Here is a 22,637-nt window from a genome sequence, read left to right as displayed (position 1 = left end):
CATGCAGGCAGGATTCGCGTTTCTGGCAGGGCTGCTGTTCGGCGTCGGCCTCATCGTGTCGGGTATGGCCGATCCGCGGAAGGTGCTCGGTTTTCTCGACCTGGCGGGCCGCTGGGATCCGTCGCTTGCATTCGTGATGGCCGGCGCGATCGGCGTTGCGGTGTTCGGGTTCGCGTGGGCGAAGCGCCGTACACGGTCGTGGCTCGGCCTGCCGATGCAGTTGCCGGCGCAGCGGGCGATTACCGTGCGCCTCGTCGCGGGAAGCGCGGTATTCGGCATCGGCTGGGGGATTGCCGGGTTTTGTCCCGGGCCTGCGATCGTGTCGATCGGCTTCGGGGTGGCCAAGGGAATCGGGTTCGTCGTCGCGATGCTGGCCGGAATGGCGTTGTTCGAATGGATCGAGCGACGGCGGAATGGGCCGTGAGGCTGGTGCGGCGGCTGCGCTGGAAGAGGGCGCCCGTCACGTCGTGCGTTCGTCCATCGCCGCGATGAGCCAGCCGCCCGGCGGGATGCTGTGGATCGCGTTGGCGGAAGGCGTGCGCTCCGATGTGTTGTTCGACGCCGCGCTCGCGCATGGTGTCAAGATCGCGCCCGGTTCGATCTTCTCGAATGCGGGCCGTTTCGACGGCTATATCCGGCCCGGCTGCGCGCGCGTATTCGATGCGGCGCACGAGGCGGCGTTCGACACACTCGGCCGCCTCGTACGGGAAGCCATGGCGGCCGGGTAAGCGCGACGGCGCCGGCCGGTCGGACTTCCGCATACGCGAGTGCGCCGGCCGGGCGCGGTATCGAAGCGGCAAGCCTCCGCCATTTCATCGGCCGACCGCGTGCGTGGCGAGGTGCTGGCGAATCAGCGACAGGTAACGATCGCCGACCGAGAAATCGCGTGCCGCGCGCGGCCGGGCGGCGGCCGGCCGCAGCGTGGCCGGCGCGCTCATGCCCAGATACCGGCACACGGCCGACGGAAAGGGCTTGCGCGTATGCCCGAGCTGACGCGCCGCGCGTTCGACGCGGGCATCGCCGACCTGGGCACGAAGCCACGCCAGCACTTGGCGATCGGTGTCGTTGACGATACGGACCAGATGTTCCATCGCGCGCCTCACTGTTCATAAATACAGTACTGTAAATATAACCAGTGTTTGCGAGAACCGCAAGCGGCGGCGCGTCGGCTGGCCGTTTCGCCAGGGTCAGCGCGCCGGCGCGGCGGTGCGCGCGAGCCGGGCAGCGGCCGCTGCCGGTGCGGCGATGCCCGTATAGCGCGCATCGGTCAGCGTGCCGAGAAATGCGACGATGTCGTCGATTTCCGCGTCGGTCAGCGCGGGCGGCGTACCGGGCCGGCGGTTCATCGGCGTCGAGTTGACGTTGATGTTGCCGCGATAGGCGGCCGGCACGTCGTCGAACGTTCGGGCGCCGTGATACCAGAAGCCCGGATCGGTCGAGCGCGTGTTGTAGAACGCGACCGCGTCGCGCAGCGTCGTGAACACGCCGTTGTGCATGAACGTCTGCTTGACCGCGACGTTGCGCAGCCCCGGCGTGCGCAGGTAGCCGCACCACTGCGTCGGTTCGGGCCAGCGCAGCCGCCGCGCGGTGTCGCACAGTCCGTTGTCGAAGTGGCGCGGATCGCGGTTCGCCGGCAGCGCACGGTTGCGCGGCACCGCGATCGCGTCGTAGCCGAAATCGGTGAACAGCGAGCGCTCCGGGCGGCTCGACGTGTCCGACAGCGTATGGCAGGTCATGCAATTGCCCTTGTCCGGATTCCGGAACAGCGCGAGCCCGCGCATCTCGGCCGGCGCGAGCGGCTTGCGCGTGCGCAGGAACGCATCGAAGCGCGACGTGAACGGCGCCATCTCGTCGCTGTGCAGATAGGCTTCGACGGCCGCACCGAGCGCGCGCACCAGGCGCTCGGGGTCGCGCCGCACCGGTGCGCCGAAGCGCGCGGCGAGATCGGTCGCGAGTTCGGTCGCATTCACCTTGCGCAGCAGCGCGGCCGGCGACCGGTTGTTCATCTCGTTCGGATCGAACAGCGGCCCGCGGATCTGTTCGGCGAGCGTATCCGCGCGGCCGTCGCTGAACAGGCCGCCGAACGGCGACGGCGCGGGCGCATCGTCGTCCTGATAGAAGTGGCGGCGCGGCACGTAGCGCACGTACAGCAGCGACGGCGCATTGCGCTGGCTGAAGCGCCCGGGCCGGCTGCCTTCCGGCACGCCGGGCCCGGCAAGCGACGCGGCCGACAGCGTCGGCGCGAACGCGCGGCCCGGATCGTGGCAGCCCGCGCAGGACATGCCGCGCGGCTCGGACAGCCGTGCGTCGAAGAAGATCCGGCGGCCGAGCGCGACGAGCGTCGGGTCGGGCGCGAAGCGCGCGGTGGCCGCATCGATCTTGCCCGTCACCTGCGGCGTGCCGTTGCCGATCGTGTCGACGACGCGCGACGGCGGCGCGCCGGGCAGCAGGACCGTTTCGGCCGGCGCGGCGTGGGTCGCGAGCGTCAGGCCGGCGAGCAGGGTGGCGGCAAGCGTGTGCAGACCACGTACGCCCGGCCCGTCACGTCGAACTTCGTCACTCACGGCGCGATGAACCCCGTCTTGTCGCAGGCGAGCGTCCTGCCCGACTGATTGCACGACGCCAGGAGCTTGCCGGCCGCCGAATACGCATGGAACACCCAGCCCGTCGCCGGGGCGGCGTTGCGCTCCATGATCAGGAAACCGAAGCTGTTGTTGTGCGATAGCCGCTCGATCACGGCGCCCGGCGCGGGTGTCAGGCCGGCCGGGAACGGGTCGGGCAGTGCGACGTCGAGGTTGTCGCCGCCGTTGCCGGACACGATCGTCGCCGGGTGCCCCGACGAGAAGTTGATCGCCTGGAAATCGTGCACGTGGCCATGCAGCGCGACGTGCACGCCCGGCGGGTAGTACGCCTGCGCGTTGAGGCTCGACATCACCGACTGCAGCGCGAGGTTGCCCGGCGCGGGCGTGCTGCCGGCGATCGGCGCGAATGCGAGAATCGGATGATGGTTCGTGAAGATCGTCGTCGTCATGCCGGGCTTCGACGCGAGCGATGCGACCGTCTGGAACTGCTTCTGGTAGATGCCGAATTGCGCGTCGGTGGTCTTGAGCGGCGTGCGGCCGACCTTCGCGGTGTCGAACACGATCACCTGCGAGCCGTCGCCGAGCGACACCGCATAGGGTTCCGAATAGTTTGCGTCGTTGTCGTTGGCCGGATCGTCGCACGAGCGGGCGGCCGAGTACGGGCGCGGGTCGAGGAAGCGGAACCACCCCTGGCCCGCCCGCGCGCATTCCTCGTGGTTGCCGCGCACGACCACCCACGGCGCCTTCGCGAGCAGCGGCGCGGCCGGGCGGAACAGGTCGGCCTGCCACGTATCCCAGCCGTAGCCCCACGGGCTGTCCTTGCAGCCGGCGATGTCCGGCGGGCATGCGTTCTCGCGGTAGTGGTAGTCGCCGACGTGCAGCACGAGATCGGGCGACAGCTTCGCGACGCTGGCCGCGATCGTGCCGAGCGGCCAGACCGCGGCGTCGTTGCACGCCTGCCATGCATTGTCGGCCTTCTTCATCCGGCAGCCCGTGTCGGCGATGATCGCGATGCGCCGCGGCTGCGCTTTCGGCAGCGGCAGCGTGCGGCCCGCGACGCTTGCCGCCTGCGCGCCGGCGGGTAGCGTGGCCTCGCAGACGGATACCGGGAAGCTCGACGGTTTCGAATCGGCCGGGTCGCTGGCGGTCGGCCGCTGGGCGACGGTCGCGGCGCCCGCGCGCAGCGCCATGCGCGACAGCTTGCCGTCGACGGTCAGTTGCGGGCATATCGGATCGCCGGCCGACGCGGGCGTGTAGTTTGTGATGACGCGCGCGATCGCCTGGTTCGCATCGCCGATCTCGACCCATGCGGCCTGGACGTTGGCCGACGCGCTGGCCGGATCGTCCGGCGTATCGATGTGATTCGAGCACGCGGACAGCGCGGCGAGGGCAACAAGCGGGGCGCAGCGCACGAGCAGCGCGCGCGAGAGGATTCGTCGCATGGGAAGGGGAAGCGCCGTAGGAAAGCCGTCAACGATACGCAGCGCGAATGTAAGAAATGTGAAAAGCGCGGTGCGACAGCGCGCATGAACGGGGCAATCGGCCTTGACTTCAAGCCGGCTTGAAGCAGTACAGTCCGGTTCGTCATCAACGAATCGGAAGGGAATCGACGATGGAAGCCAACCGGCCCAACGAAGCGCAATCCGCGCTCTGGAACGGTCCGTCGGGGCGCGCATGGGTCGATGCGCAGGCACTGATGGACCGGATGTTCGAGCCGTTCGAAACGCTGCTGGCGGATGCCGCGGCAGCGTCGTCCGCAATGCACGTGCTCGATGTCGGCTGCGGCACGGGCGCGGTCACGCTCGCGATCGCGCGGCGGCTCGGCGCGGGCGCGCAGTGCACGGGCATCGACATTTCGGCGCCGATGATCGACGCTGCCCGCACGCGTGCCGAACGCAGCGGCGTGCGCGCCCGGTTCGTGTGCGCGGACGGGCAGACGCATGCGTTCGAGCCCGCCAGCGTCGACTTGATCGTGTCGCGCCTCGGCGTGATGTTCTTCGAGGACCCGGTGCGGGCGTTCGCGAACCTGCGGCATGCGGCGCGGCCCGGCGCGCGGATGCGGTTCGTCGCGTGGCGCGGCGCGGCCGACAACCCGTTCATGACGACGGCCGAGCGGGCGGCCGCGCCGCTGTTGCCGAACCTGCCCGCGCGCCAGCCCGGCGCGCCGGGGCAGTTCGCGTTCGGCGACCGGCAGCGGATCGCGTCGGTGCTGTCGGACAGCGGCTGGGCCGACGTCGCGATCGAGCCGGTCGACCGCGCGTGTGTGCTGCCGGCGTCCGCGCTGGACGACTACATCGCCCGGCTGGGCCCCGTCGGCCTCGCATTGCTGAAGACGGACGAAGCAACGCGGCAGCGCGTGATCGACACGACGCGCGCGGCGTTCGAGCCGTACGTGCATGGCGCCGAGGTGCGGTTCGATGCGGCGTGCTGGCTGGTGACGGCGCGCGCGCCGTCTGCCTGACGTGTCGCGTGAAAGCCGCGGAAGCGGATCAGGGAAGCCCTGGCCGCCCGTCCGCGCCGGGATGACGCGCACCCGTGTGACGAAGCAGGGCCGCGCGACGTGCGTGCGTCAGCGTTGGCGCGCGCGCAGCATCAACCACGCGCAACCACCGGCCGCCAGCACGAGACCGAGCAGGACGGCCTCCACGCCGAGCGCGAAACCGGGCGGCATTTCGCCGCTGTTCGGCACCGGCGCCAGGTTGCCGGCCATTGCGATTGCGCCGCCGGCGAGCAGCGCCGCGCAGACGATCCAGTAGATCTTGCCGCGCGGCGGCGCCGCGCGGATTCGCCACAGCGCGATGGCGCCGCCGCCGAGGTACAGCACGGCGAGCGTGGCGAGCGCGATGATGTCGGCGGCGCGGCTGTGCAGCAGCCCGCTCATTCGGCCTCCGTCGCGTGCCCCGGCGCGCGGCTCAGCAGATGCGTGCGCGTGTCCGCCGCGAGCGACACGTAGCGTTCGTACTGGCGCAGCACGTCGGCAATCACTTCGTCGCCGCGCAGGTATTCGACGTCGTAGCCGAGCCGGCCGTCCTCGAAGAACGTGACGATGCCATACACGTGCGCACGCGACGCGTCCGGCTCGGCCGCCTCGCGCACCAGGAACGCGGCCGCGGATTTTGCGGTGACGCGCACGCCGTACACGAAATCGCGATGGTCGGCGGTCGGCACGGTGAGCCGCACCGCATCGTCGCTGTCGCGCTGCACGTGCGCATCGACGCCGCTCGCGCGCAGCTCGTCGGCGACCTTGCGCAGCGCGGGCTCGACCGTTTCCGCGACGAACTGGCGCGCCTCGGCTTCGGTCGTCTGCCGCAGGATGTGCGTCAGGCGGTGGCGCCAGTGCTGCCCGGTCCAGAAGCTCGTCGCCGGCGCGACGTCCTGCGAATAGTGCGCGCGGTCGGCCGCGAGCCCGCGCCACAGCCCGTAGCAGAGCGCGAGCATGATGAGGGCAACCGGCAGCGCGGCGATCAGCGTCATCGCCTGCAATGCGCCGAGCCCGCCCGCGACGAGCAGCACCGCGGCCGTCACGCCGAGCAGCGCGGCCCAGAACAGCCGCTGCCAGACCGGCGAATGCGCGCTGCCGCGCGTCGCGATCTGGTCGATCACGAACGCGCCCGAATCCGCGGACGTGACGAAGAACACCGCGATCAGCACGATCGCGACGATCGACAGCAGTTGCGGCAACGGCAGGAAATCGAAGAAGCGGAACAGCAGCGCATCGACGCTGGTCGCCGTCTGCGCGAGCGCGCCGGCCGCGCCGTGCGTATCGAGCCAGATCGCGCTGTTGCCGAACACCGTCATCCACACGAGGTTGAACGCCGTCGGCACGAGCAGCACGCCGATCACGAACTGGCGGATCGTGCGGCCGCGCGAGATGCGCGCGATGAACATGCCGACGAACGGCGACCACGACACCCACCACGCCCAGTAGAGGATCGTCCAGCCGCCGAACCAGCCTTCCTCGCGCGGCGGCGCGTATGCATAGGTGCGGAACGACAGGTCGACGAGGCTCGACAGGTACTGACCGATGTTGTCGGCGAGCGCGCGCAGCAGGAACGCCGTCGGGCCCGCGATGGCCACGAACGCGAGCAGCAGGAACGCGAGCAGCAGGTTCAGCTCGGACAGCCTGCGCACGCCCTTGTCGAGGCCGCTCGCGGCCGACAGCCCCGCGAGGATCACGACGAGCGCGACGAGCCCGAGGCGAAACGTATTGCTGCCCGTGTCCCAGCCGGCGACCGTATGCAGGCCCGCGCTCAGCTGCATCACGCCGTAGCCGAGCGTCGTCGCGATGCCGGCGACCGTGCCGACCAGCGCGAACGCATCGACCGTGTGGCCGATCCAGCCGTCGATGCGCTCGCGCAGCACCGGATACAGCCCCGAGCGCAGCGTCAGCGGCAGGTTGTAGCGGAAGCCGAAGTACGCGAGCACGAGCCCCATCAGCCCGTAGATGGCCCACGCATGGAAGCCCCAGTGGAAGAAGGTCATCAGCATCGCCTCGCGCGCGGCGTCGGGCGTGCCGGGGTCGACCGTCGGCGGCTTCAGGAAATGCTGCATCGGCTCGCCGACGCCGAAGTACATCAGCCCGATGCCCATGCCGGCCGCGAACAGCATCGCCGTCCACGACACGAAGCTGAATTCGGGTTCGGCATCGTCGGGGCCGAGCCGGATCTTCCCGAAGTCGCTGGCGGCGATCAGCATGAGAAACACGAGGAAGCCGGTGACGGCGAGCACGTAGAACCAGTCGAAACGTGCGATGACCCATTGCTGGCCGGCGAGGAACAGCGCGCCGGCTTCGCTCGGGTGCAGCGCGCACACGACGAGCAGCGCGCCGATCACGGCGAGCGCGGGCAGGACGACCTGCGGCTTGAATGTCGTGCGAGGCGAGGGACGGAGATCCGGCATGGCGGGTATCCAGTTGTGGGCGCAACGACGCGCAACGCCGCCCGGCGCGCACGTCGCGCGTCGGACCCTGATACGGCATGCGTCGAGTGTACCGCGGTGTCAGGACTGCAAGAACGGGTATGCAGAGGGAATCGAACCTGACGAATTGTAAGGTATCGGGGCGATCGGGAAAACCGGCGCGCTGCGCCGGCCGGGCTGGTGGCGGGACGGGGAAACGTCGTGGAGAACGTCTATGGGGCGCCCGGACGGCGCATGCAGGGTGCGCATCGTCCGGGGCGTGGAGAGCGTGCCGAGGGGCCGCCCGTCGGGTTCAGAACGTGACGGCGATCCCCGCCATGCCGACGAACTGGCCGCGCGTCGTCGACGGCGTGAGCTGCTGCGAATCGCCGACGATCGGCGCCGCGTCGACGATGTGCCCGGCGCCTTGTGCGCCGAGCGTCTGCCCGCTCGAATGCGTGTACGCCTGCAGCGCGTAGAGCGTCGTGCGTTTCGACAGGCTGTACGACTCCTTCAGCGAGTACTGTTGATAGCGGGCCGCGCTCGCGACGCCGTTCGCCTTCGATGCGAGCGTGTACGCGAATGCGCCGGCCACCGAGAACGTCGGCGTGAAGCGGTACGCGGCGAGCGCGCCGTAGGTGTTGAACACGGCCGTGTCGGTGAAGGCCGAGCCGTTGCCGGGCAGGTACTTCACGTTCGAATAGTTGAGCCCCATCGTCAGGTCGCCGAGCGTGTAGTTGCCGGCCGCCGCGACCTGTTCGACGGCCTTCGCGGTCAGATAACCCTGGTTCAGCACGGATACCGCGAAGCTGCCCGACGCCGCGGTGGCCGGATTCTGGAAGCCTGCGGACGAACCCGAGCTGTTGATCCGCAGGTAGCCGGCCGCGATCCCGATCGGCCCGTTCGCGTAGCGCAGCGCGGCGCTGAACGTGTTGCCCTTGCCGGTCGCGCCGGCGATGCCGCCGAATGCGTACATCGCGCTCGCGGTGAGTCCGGCGAAGGTCGGCGACGTATAGGTGACCGAGTTGTTCACGCGGATCGTCGTGTCGAGGCCGTCGATGTCGCCGGGATGCGCGCCGGTGGCGCCGGTCAGCCAACTGCTCGACGCGTACGGGCCGACGAACAGGAAGTACGGCGTGTACTGGCGGCCGGCCGTGACCGTGCCGTAGCGAACGTTGCGCAGGCCGACGAAGGCCTGGCGGTTGAAGATCGTGCCGGCGGCGGCCTGCGCGCCCGTATTCAGGTTGAAGCCGGCCTGCAGGTCGAAGATCGCGTGCGTGCCGCCGCCGAGATCCTCGTCGCCGCGCAGCCCGAACTTCGACGCATACAGGTTGCCGTCGCGCATATAGACGTTCGAGTGTCCCTGCTGGTTGTTCACGTACGCGATCGAATCGTCGACCACGCCGTACAGCGTCACGCTGCTCTGCGCATGGGCGGCGGTCGTGCCGAGCGACGCGGCCGATAAAATGAGGATTGCATAACGGTTGACGGGTGCTGTCATTGTCGATCTCCGGGTCTCTTCATCTTTTCAAGGGGGGCGGGAGGTTGAATGCCTCCTCTGTGGCAGGCGGCGGGCCGCGCGAACGGCCCGCCTGATCGGGTTGGCTTCGGCCTCAGCGGTTCAGCGGTTCAGTGGTCGAACGCGACGACGAGGCGGCGCCATGCGCCGTCCCGCGTATCCTGCTCGACGCGCGCACCGCGCACGGCCACCGGGCCTTGCAGCGACGCGGGCAACAGGATCTCGACACGGTCGGCCGGGCGCGCCGGGCGGCCGTCCCAGCGGACCGACACGCCGAGCGCGCCGGACGCCTCGCGGCCGGTCTCGATGCGCCACAGTCCGTATTCGCCGTCGCGCCACGCTTCCGTTTCGCCGTCGTCCTCGACGCATTCGCCGTACGCGACGCCGTCCTCGATCCGTGGCGCGACGAGGAAGCCGCGCGTGTCGGCGCGCGCACCGAAGTGCTGTTCCGCGACGTTCAGCGGCAGCACGCGGCCTTCGCGCAGCGGCATCACCGGCGTGTCGAGCGGCGCGGGCAGCGTCACGCTCGCGCCGCCGTCGAACGATTGCGCGCTCGCGCAGCACGTCCAGCGTGCGCCCGACGGCAGATACACCGTGCGCTCGGACTGGCCGGGATCGACGACCGGCGCGACCAGCAGTGCGTCGCCGAGCATCATGTCGTCGCACGCGTCGTAGCAGCGCACGTCGCCCGGGAAGTCGGCGAAGGTCGGCCGCAGCACGGGCTCGTAGCGCGTCGTCGACAGCCACAGCAGGTGATAGAGGTAGGGCAGCAGCCGGTAGCGCTGCTTGATCAGCGACGCGATCTGCGCGGTGATCTCCGGGTACATCCACGGTTCGTTGACGGTGCCGTCGTCGTTCCACGAATGAATGCTGAAGCGCGGCATGAAGATGCCGAACTGCACCCAGCGCAGCAGCAACTCCGGCGACGGCGCGGGGCCGGAGAAGCCGCCGATGTCGTGACCGATGTTCGATACGCCCGACAGCGCGAGCCCGAGGCCCATCTTCAGGTTGTAGCGCAGCGTTTCCCACGACGTGTAGTTGTCGCCGGACCACGTCTGCACGTAGCGCTGCATGCCTGCGCCGCCGGAGCGCGACACGAGGAACGGCCGCCGCGCCGGCGCATGCGCGCGCTGCGCGTCGCGCGACGCGCGCATCATCAGCATCGTCTGCAGGACCTTCGCCTCGCGCGCCGGAAACGGCTGGCCGAAGCCGTGCGCGATCGCGTCGGGCGACCAGATCTCGTATTCGTTGTTGTCGTTCCAGGTCGACTCGATCCCGTATTCCAGCAGCGCCGACGTGACTTGCTCGCGCCACCAGCGGTAGGCGTCCGGCTGCGTGAAGTCGACGTACGCGCCGACCTCGTCCCAGAACTGCACCCACGCGGGCTCGCCGGAGGCCGAGCGGATCAGCAGACCGCGCTTCGCGGCGTCGTCGAAGGCCGGATGGTCGCGCAGCAGGCACGGCTTGATGTTCGCGCACAGGCGGATGCCGTGGTCGCGATAGTGCTGCACGAAACCCTTCGCGTCGGGAAACTTGTCGCGGTTCCAGTTGAACACGTAGCGCTTCGCGCCGATCGACGTATAGCCCGACGACAGGTGGAACGAATCGCACAGGATGTCGTGCGCGTCGCACTGCTCGACGAACTGGTTCATCTGCTGCTGCGCGTCCGGCGCATCGGTGTAGCTCATCGTCGAGCCCGAATAGCCGAGCCCCCATTTCGGCGTGCGCGCCGGACGCCCGGTCAGCCACGTGAAACGCCGCGCGGCCGCGAGCGGCGTATCGGGCGACGCGATGAAGTAGTAGTCGAGATCGCCGTGCTCGGCGACGAAGTAGCGATAGAGCCCGTGGTAGTTGTCGAGTTCGCGGCCCATGTCGAACGTGCAGTCCGACAGCGTGTCGTAGAACAGCCCGAACCCCTGGCGCGCATCGGGCGACCACGTGATGTAGAACGGGATGTGCTTGTAAAGCGGGTCGGTGTGCTTCGCGCTGTAGCCCATCGCGTCGATGTTGCGCATCTCGAAGCGCGCGCCCGTGCGGTCGAGTTCGCCCGCGCGTTCGCCGAGACCGAATACCTTGTCGCTCCGCTCGCGGGCGACGTAGTGATACGCACGATCGTCCCACCAGCCGAAGTTGTACGCCTGCGTCGCGCGGTCGGCGAGCACGATGCGCCATGCGCCGTCCGCGCCGCGCATCGACCACGTGCAGTGGCCGCCTTGCCGGCGCACCGCGAGCCGGATCTGCGCGGTTTCGATCCGCACGCCGTCGTCGTCTTCGGCGAAGTCGTAGTGGGGCAGCGCGAAGCCGCTCAGGTCGAGCCGGTCGCGCCCGTCGAGCGGCACGTCGTCGAGGCCGGGCGCGATGGTCCACGTGCGCGGGGTGCGCGCCGTCGCGTCGGGCAGCACGCGCAAGCGCACGATGTCGTCCTCGAGCACGAAGATTTCGAGGGTGGCGCCCGTATCGGACGCGAGCAGCACGCGGTTCGCGTGGTGGCTGGCGACGCGGAACACGGGCGGATGAAGGAGCGAAGTCATAAGGCGATTCCTGGTAAAAACGGAGCTCAGGCGTGCCGCGCGAGCAGGCGTTCCTGCTTCGACTGGCCGCGGATCAGCACCGCGAGCAGCGTGACGCCGATGATGTCGAACAGGCCGAGGCACGCGAACAGCGGCGCATAGCCGATCTTGTCGGCGAGCGCGCCGACCAGCAGCGAGAAGCCGAGGCCGCCGATCCACGCGGCCATCCCGGCGAAGCCGCTGGCGGTGCCGACCTCCTCGGAATCGAACACGTCGGCCGACAGCGTGTTGACGAGCGCGGAGATCATCTGGTGCGCGAAGCCGCCGACGCAGAACAGCGCAATCGCGGTGTACGGCGACGACACGAGCCCGATCATCGCCGGCCCGAGCATCAGCACCGCGCCCAGCGCGACGCCGGCGACGCGCGACCACACGAGGGGCAGCTTGAAGCGGTTCGCGAGGTAGGGCGACAGGTAGCCGCCGGCGATGCCGCCGAGGTCGGCCGCGAGAAACGGCATCCACGCGAACACCGCGATCTGCGTGAGCGGCATGTGGCGCTCGGTCGCGAGATACAGCGGAATCCAGAAGCTGAAAGTCTGCCACGCGGGTTCCGCGAAGAAGCGCGGCAGCGCGATCGCCCAGAAGCGCCGGGCGGTGACGACGTCGCGGACGCGGCGCCTGGACACGGGCGGCATCGTGGCCTGGCCGTCGCGGATCAGCGTGCGTTCCCGCGCCGTGATGCGCGGATGGTCGGCCGGCGACCGGTACTGCGTGTACCAGAGCGCGGCCCAGATGAAGCCGAGCGCGCCGGTGACCATGAACGCGGCCTGCCAGCCGAACCGCATCGAGATGAACACGACGAGCGGCGGCGCGATCGCGGCGCCGAGCGACGTGCCCGCGTTGAAGTAGCCGACCGCGACGGATTTCTCGCGGTCGGGAAACCATTCGGCGACGGCTTTCATCCCCGACGGAATCGCGGCCGCCTCGAACAGGCCCAGAAAGCCGCGCAGGATGCCGAGCGACAGCCAGCCGGACGCGAAGCCGTGCGCGACGCCGACCACCGACCACAGCATCGCGAACAGCGCGAAGCCGAGCCGCAGCCCGATCAGGTCGACGATGAACCCGCATACCGGCTGCATGATCGTGTAGCCGATCTGGAACGCGCCGACGATGTACGAGTACTGCTGCGTCGAGATCGCGAACACCTGCTTGAGCTCGGGCGCGAGCACCGCGAGGGAATTCCGTGCGAGGTAGTTGAGAATCGTGCCGAGACACACGAGCACGATGATCCACCAGCGCAACGCCTTGACTGTCTTCACTGCTGTCTCCTGTCAGGCAGGGCGGGCGCGCGGCGCCTGCCCGGTCCATGAGGGCCATCCGTCGGGATGGCTTGTTTCGTTTTCGTTCGTACGATGTCCGATCTTACTGCCCGCCGGTTTGTACCGGTTTATATCGAATTCACGGTGTTCGAGCGAACATTTGATCGTCATCACACTGCAATGTTATCTGACGACTGATCATTTTCGAACATCCTATGTTCGAATGCGAATCCGGTCAACGTGAATCTGCATTCGAACGAACTTGCTTGGGGTTTTCCCGATGACGGTGCGCCCGACACAGGGGTCGCGACGGAAGGGCGTCGTTCGTCGAAGGCCCGTGCGGCGCGGGCGGGCGACTTCGCGGACGGCTGACGAAGGTGCGCGGGGGTGACAACCCTGATGAAAATTTATTTTTTTCCGGCCATCAGATTGTGTAAATTCATTTTCATCGAACCTTGCAACAACCCTTCGCATGACGCCTCTCGTTCCGCCCGATGTCAGTCACGACGAACCTGCGATCGCCGAGCGGATCGCATCGGCGATGCCGTTGATGACGCCGATTCACCGGCGCATGGGCGAATTCGTGCTGGCGAACCCGTTTCGCGCGGCGACGATGCGGATCGATGAACTCGCGCAGGCCGTGAACGCGTCGATCGCGACCGCGAACCGCTTCGCGAAGGCGCTCGGTTTCGACGGCTATCCGGCGATGCGCGCGGCGCTCGTGCGCGGCTTCGAGGCCACGCTCGGGCCGGTCGAGCGGCTGCGTTCGGCGCAGGAGCAGGAGCCCGGCGTACGCGGCGCGGTCTGGATCGATGCGGTGTTCGACCAGGCTGTCGCCAACATCGAGAACACGCGCGCGCAACTGGATGCGGCCGACGTCGAGGCGGCGGTCGAGGCGATCGTCGGCGCGCGGCGCGTGCTGATTCTCGGCGCCGGGTCGAGCGCGTTTCTGACCGGATTGATGGAGCACGGACTGTCCGTCTGCCATGACAGCGTGCAGTCGCTCGCGCTGCTCGGCGGGCCATCGCATGCGGCGCGACGTCTGTACACCGCCGATTCGCGCGATCTCGTGATCGCGCTCGCGTTTCCGCGCTACGTGAAGGACACGATCGAGCTGGCCCGTCGTGCGGCCGCGCGCGGCGCGCGCGTGCTCGGCATCTCCGACGGCCCGCAATCGCCGCTCGCGCCGATCGCGTCGCTGAACCTGTACGTCAAGGCCGAGCGGCGCTTCGCGGCCACGTCGGAGGCCGCGGTGCTGACGATGATCGAGGCGCTGATCGACGCGGTCGCGCTGCGCACGCACCGGTCCGCGAAATCCGCCGCCGAGATGACCGAATTCCTGCTGCCGTGGCTCGTGCAGCCGCAAGCGGCGCTGCCGGCCGCCAACCCTTCTTCCCCCCCGTCCGAAAAAATCATGACTTCACCCGCGATCGTCGCGATTCACGGCGGCGCAGGCACGATCCTGCGCGAAGCGATGGATACCGACACCGAACGTCGGTACCGCGCCGAACTCACCGCGATCCTGCAGGCCGCGCAACAGGTGCTGGCCGACGGCGGCAGCGCGCTCGACGCCGTCACCGTCGCGGTGCGGATGCTCGAGGATTGCCCGCTGTTCAACGCCGGGCGCGGCGCCGTGTATACGGCTGAAGGCAAGCACGAACTCGACGCGGCGGTCATGGACGGCGCGACGCTCGGCGCCGGCGCGATCTGCTGCGCGACCCGCGTGCGCAATCCGGTACTCGCCGCGCGGCGCGTGATGGAGGCGAGCGAACACGTGCTGTTCGCCGGCGCGGGCGCCGACGCATTCGCGGCCGCGCAGGGGCTCGAGCTCGTGGAACCCGACTACTTCGACACCGAAGCGCGGCATGCGCAGTGGGTCAAGGCGCGCGCGGCGGCCGGCGCGATGCTCGATCACGATGCGGCGACGTTCGTGTTCGGCCAGTCACAGCCGCAACCCGCCGAACCGCTCGATCCGGACCGCAAGCACGGCACGGTCGGCGCGGTCGCGTGCGACGTGCATGGCCATATCGCGGCGGCGACGTCGACGGGCGGCATCACGAACAAGCAGCCGGGGCGCGTCGGCGATTCGCCGATCATCGGCGCCGGCTGCTATGCGGACGACGCGACCTGCGCGGTCTCGTCGACGGGCACCGGCGAGATGTTCATCCGGCTCGCGACGGCCCACGACGTCGCCGCGCAGATCGCATATCGCGGCGCGTCGCTCGCCGACGCCGCGCACGACGTCGTGATGAACAAGCTGCCGCGCCTGGTGGGCCGCGGCGGAATCATCGCGGTCGACGCGCACGGCAACGTCGCGATGCCGTTCAACACCGAAGGGATGTACCGCGGCTACGCGCGCGTCGGGGAAGCGCCGGTCGTCGGCATCTACCGCGACGACGCGGCCTGAAACCGGATCGCACGAGGAGATACGCGATGACTTCGAGCCGTAACCCGTCGGCCCTGGCGCTGCCCGAGCAGCGCGTGGTGGCCGTCGATGACCTGTCGGTCACGTTCCGCCGCGAAAGCGCGACGTTCGACGCGGTGCGCAACGTGTCGTTTCACGTCGATCGCGGCGAGACGCTCGCGATCGTCGGCGAATCGGGCTCCGGCAAGTCGGTCACGTCGCTCGCGCTGATGCGGCTCGTCGAGCACGGCGGCGGCGAGATCACGAGCGGACGGATCGCGTTCCGGCGCCGTGGCGGCGCGCTGGTCGATCTCGCGCAGGCGAGCGCCGCGACGATGCGCGGCATCCGCGGCGCGGACATCGCGATGATCTTCCAGGAGCCGATGACGTCGCTGAACCCGGTGTTTACGGTCGGCGACCAGATCAGCGAGGCGATCGCGCTGCACCAGTCGAAGAGCGCGGCCGAAGCCCGCGCGGAAGCGCTGCGGCTGCTCGATCTCGTGCGCATCCCGGAAGCGCGCCGCGTGTTCGCGCGCTATCCGCACCAACTGTCGGGCGGGATGCGGCAGCGCGTGATGATCGCGATGGCGCTGTCGTGCCGCCCCGCGCTGCTGATCGCCGACGAGCCGACGACCGCGCTCGACGTGACGATCCAGGCGCAGATCCTGCAACTGATCCGCGGGCTGCAGGACGAAATGAACATGGGCGTGATCTTCATCACGCACGACATGGGCGTGGTGGCCGAAGTGGCCGACCGCGTGCTCGTGATGTATCGCGGCGAGAAGGTCGAGGAGGGCGAGTCGGACCGCATCTTCGCGACGCCCGCGCATCGCTACACGCGGGCGCTGCTCGCGGCCGTGCCGCGGCTCGGCTCGATGCAGGGCACCGACGCGCCGGAGAAATTCCCGCTGCTGAAGGTGGACGGCACGAGCGCGACGGCCGCGGCCCCGACCGCGGTGTCCGCCGCGAACGACGCGCAGCCGCTCGTCGATCACGCCGCGCCGCCGATCCTGCGCGTGCGCGATCTCGTCACGCGCTTTCCGGTGAAGAGCGGCGTGTTCGGCCGCGTGTCGCAGTACGTGCATGCGGTGGAGCGCGTGAGCTTCGAGCTGCGCGCGGGCGAGACGCTCGCGCTCGTCGGCGAATCGGGCTGCGGCAAGTCGACCACCGGCCGCTCGCTGTTGCGCCTCGTCGAATCGCAGAGCGGCTCGATCGAATTCGACGGTCGCGACATCAGCGCAATGAAGGGGCATGACCTGCAGGCGCTGCGGCGGAACATCCAGTTCATCTTCCAGGACCCGTTCGCGTCGCTGAACCCGCGCCTGACCGTCGGCTTCTCGATCATGGAGCCGCTGCTCGTGCACGGCGTCGCGAGCGGCCGTGAAGCGCAGGCGCGCGTCGACTGGCTGCTCGACAAGGTCGGCCTGCCGCCGGAAGCCGCGCGCCGCTATCCGCACGAATTCTCGGGCGGCCAGCGCCAGCGGATCGCGATCGCGCGCGCGCTCGCGCTGAACCCGAAGGTCGTGATCGCCGACGAGTCGGTGTCCGCGCTCGACGTGTCGGTGCAGGCGCAGATCGTCAACCTGATGCTCGACCTGCAGCGCGAACTCGGCGTCGCGTACCTGTTCATCTCGCACGACATGGCGGTGGTCGAGCGCATCAGCCATCGCGTCGCGGTGATGTATCTCGGCCAGATCGTCGAGATCGGCCCGCGCCGCGCGGTGTTCGAGGCGCCGCAGCATCCGTACACGAAGAAGCTGATGAGCGCGGTGCCGGTGGCCGACCCCGCGCGCCGGCATGCGCCGCGCCAGCTCGCGGCCGACGAGATTCCGAGCCCGATCCGCGCGGTCGGCGACGAGCCCGTCGTCGCGCCGCTCGTCGCGGTCGGCCCCGATCATTACGTCGCGACGCATCGCGTCGGCGGCGCGTATTGAGTAGTGGAGTCGTGCGTTGCGATGACGGCGCACGAACCGGCAGGCAGTCGAAACCGAAACGCCCGTGAGGCGTCACCGATTCACCGATAGGAGCCCAGCAAAATGAACAAGCAGCATCCGTTTCCGATGTTTCGTCCGCGCGCATGCTTCGTCGCGCTCGCCGGCGCGTTCGCGCTGTCGGCCGCGCTGCCCGCGTTCGCGCAGCAGACCGCGGTGATGGCGGTGGATTCGACCTTCACGACGATGGACCCGTACGACGCGAACGACACGGTGTCGCAGGCCGTCGTCAAGTCGTTCTACCAGGGGCTGTTCGGCTTCGACAAGGACATGAAGCTCGTCAACGTGCTCGCGACCGGCTACGAAGCCAGCCCCGACGCGAAGACATACACGATCAAGCTGCGCTCGGGCGTGAAGTTCCACGACGGCACCGATTTCAACGCGGCGGCCGTGAAGGCGAACTTCGACCGCGTGACCGATCCCGCGAACCACCTGAAGCGCTACAACATGTTCCGCGTGATCGAGAAGACCGAGGCCGTCGATCCGACCACGGTGAAGGTCACGCTGCGCGAGCCGTTCTCGGCGTTCATCAACACGCTCGCGCACCCGTCGGCCGTGATGATTTCGCCGGCCGCGCTGAAGAAGTGGGGCCGCGACATCGCGCTGCATCCGGTCGGCACCGGCCCGTTCGAGTTCGTCGAGTGGAAGCAGACCGACGATCTGAAGGTGAAGAAGTTCGCCGGCTACTGGAAGAAGGGCTATCCGAAGATCGACGCGATCGACTGGAAGCCGGTGGTCGACAACAACACGCGCGCGGCGCTGATGAAGACGGGCGAAGCCGATTTCGCGTTCCGCATTCCGTTCGAGCAGGCGGCCGACCTGAAGAGCAACCCGAAGGTCGACGTCGTCGAGCGGCCGTCGATCGTGCAGCGCTACGTGTCGCTGAACATGCTGCAAAAGCCGTTCGACAACCCGAAGGTGCGCCAGGCGCTGAACTACGCGGTGAACAAGGAAGCGCTCGCGAAGGTCGCATTCTCCGGTTTCGCGACGCCGTCGACCGGCGTGGTGCCGCAGGGCGTCGATTACGCGACGAAGCTCGGGCCCTGGCCGTACGACCCGGCGAAGGCGCGGGCGCTGCTGAAGGAAGCCGGCTATCCGAACGGCTTCGAGACGACGCTGTGGTCCGCGTATAACAACTCGACGTCGCAGAAGGCGATCCAGTTCGTGCAGCAGCAGCTCGCGCAGGTCGGCGTGAAGGTGCAGGTGCAGGCGCTGGAAGCCGGCGAACGCGTCGCGAAGGTCGAGAGCGCGCCGGATCCGGCGAAGGCGCCGGTGCGGATGTACTACATCGGCTGGTCGTCGTCGACGGGCGAGGCGAACTGGGCGATCACGCCGCTGCTGGCCGGCGCGTCGGCGCCGCCGAAGCTCGTCAACACCGCGTACTACAAGAACGACGCGGTCGACGGCGATCTGACGAAGGCGCTCGAGACGGTCGACCGCACGAAGAAGGCCGAGCTGTACGCCGATGCGCAGAAGCAGATCTGGGCCGATGCGCCGTGGATCTTCCTCGTGCAGGAGAAGATCGTGTATGCGCGCAGCAAGCGGCTGCAGGGCGCGTACGTGATGCCGGACGGTTCGTTCAACTTCGACGAGATCTCGGTGAAATGACGGCGGCTTGCCCGCCACGCAGTGCCGGCGGCGTAAGCCGCCGGTGCGCTGACTCGATCGGTGTCCCATGCTGAATTTTCTCGTCAAACGCCTGTTCGGCCTGCTGCCCACGCTCGCGATCGTCGCGGTGCTGGTGTTCCTGTTCGTGCACCTGCTGCCGGGCGACCCGGCGCGGCTCGCGGCCGGCCCCGAAGCCGACGAGGCGACGGTCGCGCTCGTGCGCGCCGATCTCGGGCTCGACCGGCCGCTGCCCGCGCAATTCGCGCGCTTCTTCGCGAAGATCGCGCACGGCGATTTCGGTGTGTCGACGCGCAGCAAGCGGCCGGTGTCGACCGAGATCGGCGAGCGTTTCATGCCGACGCTGCTGCTCACGCTCGTCAGCATGGTGTGGTCCACGCTGTTCGGCATGGCGATCGGCATTGCGTCGGCGGTCTGGCGCAATCGCTGGCCCGACCGACTCGGGATGACGCTCGCGGTGTCGGGCATCTCGTTTCCCGCGTTCGCGCTCGGCATGCTGCTGATGGAGATCTTCTCGGTGAAGCTCGGCTGGCTGCCGGTCGTGCCGGACGGCACGTGGAAGAGCTACGTGCTGCCGTCGCTGACGCTCGGCGCCGCGGTCGCGGCGGTGATGGCGCGCTTCACGCGCGCGTCGTTCGTCGAGGTGCTGAACGAGGATTTCGTGCGCACCGCACGCGCGAAGGGCGTGCACGAGCCGATGGTCGTGCTCAAGCACTGCCTGCGCAACGCGATGATCCCGGTCGTCACGATGATGGGGCTGCAGTTCGGCTTCCTGCTCGGCGGCTCGATCGTCGTCGAGGCCGTGTTCAACTGGCCGGGGCTCGGGCGCCTGCTGGTCGACGCGGTGACGATGCGCGACTACCCGGTGATCCAGGCGATCGTCCTGCTGTTCTCGCTGGAATTCATCCTGATCAACCTGACCGTCGACGTGCTGTACGCGGTCATCAACCCGACCATCCGGTTCAAGTGAGGCGCGCATGAACGCGACTGTCCAGCCCGCGGCGCCGGCCGCACCGACCGCGATCCGCACGCCGTGGCGCGAATTCTGGCGCAAGTTCCGCAAGCAGACCATCGCGCTCGTCGCGGGCGGCTTTGTGCTGGCGCTCGTCGTGCTCGCGTTCGTCGGCCCGCACATCGTGCCGTTCGATCCGGAAAACTATTTCGACTACGACGCGCTGAACGCGGGGCCGTCGGCCGTGCACTGGTTCGGCGTCGACTCGCTCGGCCGCGACATCTTCAGCCGGATCGTCGCGGGCACGCGGATTTCGCTGGCCGCCGGCTTCTTTTCGGTGGCGCTCGGCGCGGTGATCGGCACGTTCTTCGGGCTGCTTGCCGGCTATTACGAAGGCTGGTGGGACCGCATCACGATGCGCGTGGCCGACGTGCTGTTCGCGTTCCCGGGCATCCTGCTCGCGATCGGCGTGGTCGCGATCCTCGGCAACGGGATGATCAACGTGATCTGCGCGGTCGCGATCTTCAGCATCCCGGCGTTCGCGCGGCTCGTGCGCGGCAACACGCTGATGCTCAAGCACATGACCTACGTCGAGGCCGCGCGCAGCATCGGCGCGTCGGACTGGACGATCATCATGCGGCACATCCTGCCGGGCACCGTGTCGTCGGTCGTCGTCTATTTCACGATGCGCATCGGCACGTCGATCATCACGGCCGCGAGCCTGTCGTTCCTCGGGCTCGGCGCGCAGCCGCCGACGCCTGAGTGGGGCGCGATGCTCAACGAGGCGCGCGCGGACATGGTGACGGCGCCGCACATCGCGGTGTTCCCGAGCCTCGCGATTTTCCTCACCGTGCTCGCGTTCAACCTGCTCGGCGACGGGCTGCGCGACGCGCTCGACCCGAAGCTGGAGCGCCGTTGATGCGGGCTGCATCGATGTGGGCGGCGACGCTGCCGGCCGGGCCGCGCGGCACGATCGCCGACGTGCCGGGCGTGACCGTCGGCCATTGCACGCTCGATGCCGGCAGCGTGCAGACGGGCGTGACCGTCGTGAAGCCGCATCCGGGCGACGTGTACCGCGGCAAGGTGCCGGCCGGGGCGGCCGTGATCAACGGTTTCGGCAAGAGCGTCGGGCTCGTGCAGGTCGACGAACTCGGCACGCTCGATACGCCGATCGCGCTGACCAATACGTTCGGCGTCGGCGCGGTCGCCCACGCGCAGATTCGCGCGGCGATCGCGGCGAATCCGCGGATCGGCCGCGACTGGCCGACCGTCAATCCGCTCGTGTTCGAGTGCAACGACGGGTACCTGAACGACATCCAGGCCTTCGCGGTCACCGCCGCGCATTACGACGACGCCTGCCGCGCGGCATCGCGGGACGTCGCACGCGGCGCGGTGGGCGCCGGGCGCGGGATGTCGTGCTTCGACCTGAAAGGAGGAATCGGTTCCGCGTCGCGCGTGGCCGTCGCGGCCGGCCGGCCGTATACGGTCGGCGCGCTCGTGCTCGCGAATTTCGGCCGGCTGTCGATGCTGACACTCGGCGGTGTGCCGCTCGGGCGCATCGTCGCACAACGGCGCGCGGCCGAAGCCGCGCACACTGCGCCGCCCGAGCAGGGCTCGATCATCCTGCTGCTGGCCACCGATGCGCCGCTCGACGCGCGGCAACTGTCGCGGCTCGCGCGCCGCGCGGGGGCCGGACTGGCCCGTACGGGCTCGGTCTACGGGCATGGCAGCGGCGACATCGCGCTTGCCTTCTCGACCGCGTACACGATTGCGCATGACGCGTCGACGATCGCGCTGCCGGCCCTCGTCGCCGATGCGGCGCTCGATCCGCTGTTCATGGCCGCGGCCGAAAGCGTCGAGCACGCGATCGCCGACGCGTTGCTGCAGGCGGTGACGGTCACCGGACGCGACGGCCACGTGCGGCAATCGCTGCGCGACGCGGCGCCCGATCTCGACCGCTTGTTCAACGAAGATAACGCAGGGCATCCGACCCAGTCATGAAGATCCTGATCTCGACCGACATCGAGGGTGTCGCCGGTGTATTCGCCGCCGAGCAGACGCGTGCCGGCAATCCGGAATACGAACGCGCGCGCCGCTGGATGACCGCCGAGGCGAACGCGGCGATCGAAGGCGCGTTCGCCGGCGGCGCGCAGGCCGTCTGGGTCAATGACTCGCACGGCGGCTTTCGCAACCTGCTGCCCGACGGGCTCGATGCGCGGGCGCGTGTCGTGCTCGGCAAGCCGCGTACGCTCGGCATGATGACGGGCCTCGAACAGCAGCCCGATCTCGTATTCATGATCGGCTATCACGCGAAATCGCAGACGCGCGGCGTGCTCGGGCACACGATCAACAGCTTTGCATTCACGCAGGTGTGGCTGAACGGCGTCGAGCTCGGCGAAGCCGGGCTGTACGGCGCGCTGGCGCGCGAATACGGCGCGCACGTCGCGCTCGCGACCGGCGACGACGTATTCGCCGACGAAACGCAGCCGCTGTTTCCGGACGCGCGTTTCGAGACGGTCAAGACGGCCGGCGGCGCATCGAGCGGCGAGACGCTCACGCCGTCCGCGTCGTGCGCGCGCATCGCGGCCGCGGCGCGCGAAACGGTCGCGCGGGCGCTGTCGGCCGGCGTGCGCGCCGGCGCGCATCGGCCCGCGCCGGCCGCGTGCACGTTGCGCGTGCAGACCGCCGCGCTTGCCGACCTGTTCTGCGTGCTGCCGTCGCTCGAGCGCGTCGATGCGGTGACGCTGCGCTTCGACGGGCCATCGGTCGAGCACGCGGTGCGCACGCTGAACAGCCTGTCGGCGATGTCGTTCATGCTGCGCTGATGCGTGCCGCGAC

General features: G+C 69.0%; 17 protein-coding genes and 2 pseudogenes. 11 read left to right on the top strand and 8 right to left on the bottom strand.

Annotated features, from left to right (window positions below; genetic code table 11):
- Window position 1: 1 nt before the first annotated feature.
- Window positions 2–424, top strand: a complete 423-nt coding sequence (locus LGN10_RS06510; RefSeq protein WP_060311096.1) for a DUF6691 family protein — start codon at window positions 2–4, stop codon at window positions 422–424.
- 64 nt (window positions 425–488) lie between these two features.
- Window positions 489–728, top strand: a pseudogene (locus LGN10_RS06505) (PLP-dependent aminotransferase family protein); the annotation flags it as partial.
- A gap of 84 nt (window positions 729–812) precedes the next feature.
- Here LGN10_RS06505 and LGN10_RS06500 read toward each other — a convergent pair.
- From LGN10_RS06500 to LGN10_RS06490, 3 genes are all read right to left on the bottom strand, one after another.
- A complete protein-coding gene (locus LGN10_RS06500) occupies window positions 813–1,091 on the bottom strand; it encodes a hypothetical protein (protein WP_006495044.1) in 279 nt (92 codons plus the stop codon).
- A 96-nt stretch (window positions 1,092–1,187) separates the two neighbouring features.
- Window positions 1,188–2,564, bottom strand: coding sequence for a cytochrome-c peroxidase (locus tag LGN10_RS06495; protein ID WP_226222375.1), 1,377 nt, complete (start codon window positions 2,562–2,564; stop codon window positions 1,188–1,190).
- A complete protein-coding gene (locus LGN10_RS06490; protein ID WP_226222374.1) occupies window positions 2,561–4,024 on the bottom strand; it encodes a metallophosphoesterase in 1,464 nt (487 codons plus the stop codon). The genes LGN10_RS06495 and LGN10_RS06490 overlap by 4 nt, the downstream gene beginning before the upstream one ends.
- A 170-nt stretch (window positions 4,025–4,194) precedes the next feature.
- On the opposite strand from LGN10_RS06490, the gene LGN10_RS06485 reads away from it, so the two are divergent.
- Window positions 4,195–5,043 (top strand): class I SAM-dependent methyltransferase, encoded by an 849-nt coding sequence (locus LGN10_RS06485; protein ID WP_226222373.1) that lies wholly within the window; start codon window positions 4,195–4,197, stop codon window positions 5,041–5,043.
- A gap of 108 nt (window positions 5,044–5,151) precedes the next feature.
- On the opposite strand, the gene LGN10_RS06480 is transcribed toward LGN10_RS06485, so the two are convergent.
- The 5 genes from LGN10_RS06480 to LGN10_RS06460 all read right to left on the bottom strand — a co-directional run bounded on the left by LGN10_RS06480 (window position 5,152) and on the right by LGN10_RS06460 (window position 12,826).
- Complete coding sequence (locus tag LGN10_RS06480) at window positions 5,152–5,463, bottom strand: hypothetical protein (RefSeq protein WP_226222372.1); 312 nt, start codon at window positions 5,461–5,463, stop codon at window positions 5,152–5,154.
- On the bottom strand, window positions 5,460–7,481 hold the full coding sequence (locus LGN10_RS06475) for a BCCT family transporter (protein WP_226222371.1): 2,022 nt from the start codon (window positions 7,479–7,481) through the stop codon (window positions 5,460–5,462). Before LGN10_RS06475 ends, LGN10_RS06480 begins: the two co-directional genes overlap by 4 nt.
- 310 nt (window positions 7,482–7,791) lie before the next feature.
- Window positions 7,792–8,979 carry a porin gene (locus LGN10_RS06470; protein ID WP_059639328.1) on the bottom strand — a complete coding sequence of 396 codons (1,188 nt, stop codon included), beginning with the start codon at window positions 8,977–8,979 and terminating at the stop codon, window positions 7,792–7,794.
- Between the two features lie 128 nt (window positions 8,980–9,107).
- Window positions 9,108–11,528 (bottom strand): glycoside hydrolase family 31 protein, encoded by a 2,421-nt coding sequence (locus LGN10_RS06465; protein ID WP_226222370.1) that lies wholly within the window; start codon window positions 11,526–11,528, stop codon window positions 9,108–9,110.
- Window positions 11,529–11,554: 26 nt separating this feature from the next.
- On the bottom strand, window positions 11,555–12,826 hold the full coding sequence (locus LGN10_RS06460) for an MFS transporter (protein WP_226222368.1): 1,272 nt from the start codon (window positions 12,824–12,826) through the stop codon (window positions 11,555–11,557).
- A gap of 472 nt (window positions 12,827–13,298) precedes the next feature.
- Here LGN10_RS06460 and LGN10_RS06455 point away from each other — a divergent pair.
- From LGN10_RS06455 to LGN10_RS06420, 8 genes and pseudogenes are all read left to right on the top strand, one after another.
- A pseudogene (locus LGN10_RS06455) lies at window positions 13,299–14,237 on the top strand (MurR/RpiR family transcriptional regulator); the annotation flags it as partial.
- Between the two features lie 3 nt (window positions 14,238–14,240).
- Window positions 14,241–15,233, top strand: coding sequence for an isoaspartyl peptidase/L-asparaginase family protein (locus tag LGN10_RS06450; protein ID WP_226222462.1), 993 nt, complete (start codon window positions 14,241–14,243; stop codon window positions 15,231–15,233).
- A 26-nt stretch (window positions 15,234–15,259) separates the two neighbouring features.
- On the top strand, window positions 15,260–17,164 hold the full coding sequence (locus tag LGN10_RS06445) for a dipeptide ABC transporter ATP-binding protein (RefSeq protein ID WP_226222366.1): 1,905 nt from the start codon (window positions 15,260–15,262) through the stop codon (window positions 17,162–17,164).
- A 102-nt stretch (window positions 17,165–17,266) separates the two neighbouring features.
- Window positions 17,267–18,829, top strand: coding sequence for a glutathione ABC transporter substrate-binding protein GsiB (gene gsiB / locus LGN10_RS06440; RefSeq protein ID WP_060311085.1), 1,563 nt, complete (start codon window positions 17,267–17,269; stop codon window positions 18,827–18,829).
- A 67-nt stretch (window positions 18,830–18,896) separates the two neighbouring features.
- Window positions 18,897–19,817 (top strand): glutathione ABC transporter permease GsiC, encoded by a 921-nt coding sequence (gsiC, locus tag LGN10_RS06435; protein WP_059582267.1) that lies wholly within the window; start codon window positions 18,897–18,899, stop codon window positions 19,815–19,817.
- 7 nt (window positions 19,818–19,824) lie between these two features.
- Entirely contained in the window at window positions 19,825–20,718 is an 894-nt protein-coding gene (gene gsiD, locus LGN10_RS06430; RefSeq protein ID WP_059582264.1) for a glutathione ABC transporter permease GsiD, read from the top strand.
- The gene (locus LGN10_RS06425) at window positions 20,718–21,800 is read left to right on the top strand and encodes a P1 family peptidase (protein WP_226222364.1); all 1,083 of its coding nucleotides are present in this window, start codon (window positions 20,718–20,720) and stop codon (window positions 21,798–21,800) included. Before gsiD ends, LGN10_RS06425 begins: the two co-directional genes overlap by 1 nt.
- A complete protein-coding gene (locus LGN10_RS06420; protein WP_059582258.1) occupies window positions 21,797–22,624 on the top strand; it encodes a M55 family metallopeptidase in 828 nt (275 codons plus the stop codon). The genes LGN10_RS06425 and LGN10_RS06420 overlap by 4 nt, the downstream gene beginning before the upstream one ends.
- The last annotated feature ends 13 nt before the right edge of the window (window positions 22,625–22,637 follow it).

This window comes from Burkholderia sp. AU32262, from assembly GCF_020419985.1.
In the GTDB taxonomy this organism is placed as follows: domain Bacteria; phylum Pseudomonadota; class Gammaproteobacteria; order Burkholderiales; family Burkholderiaceae; genus Burkholderia; species Burkholderia semiarida.
The sequence above is the reverse complement of the archived record's forward strand: the minus strand, read 5'-3'. Positions and strand labels throughout refer to the sequence as shown.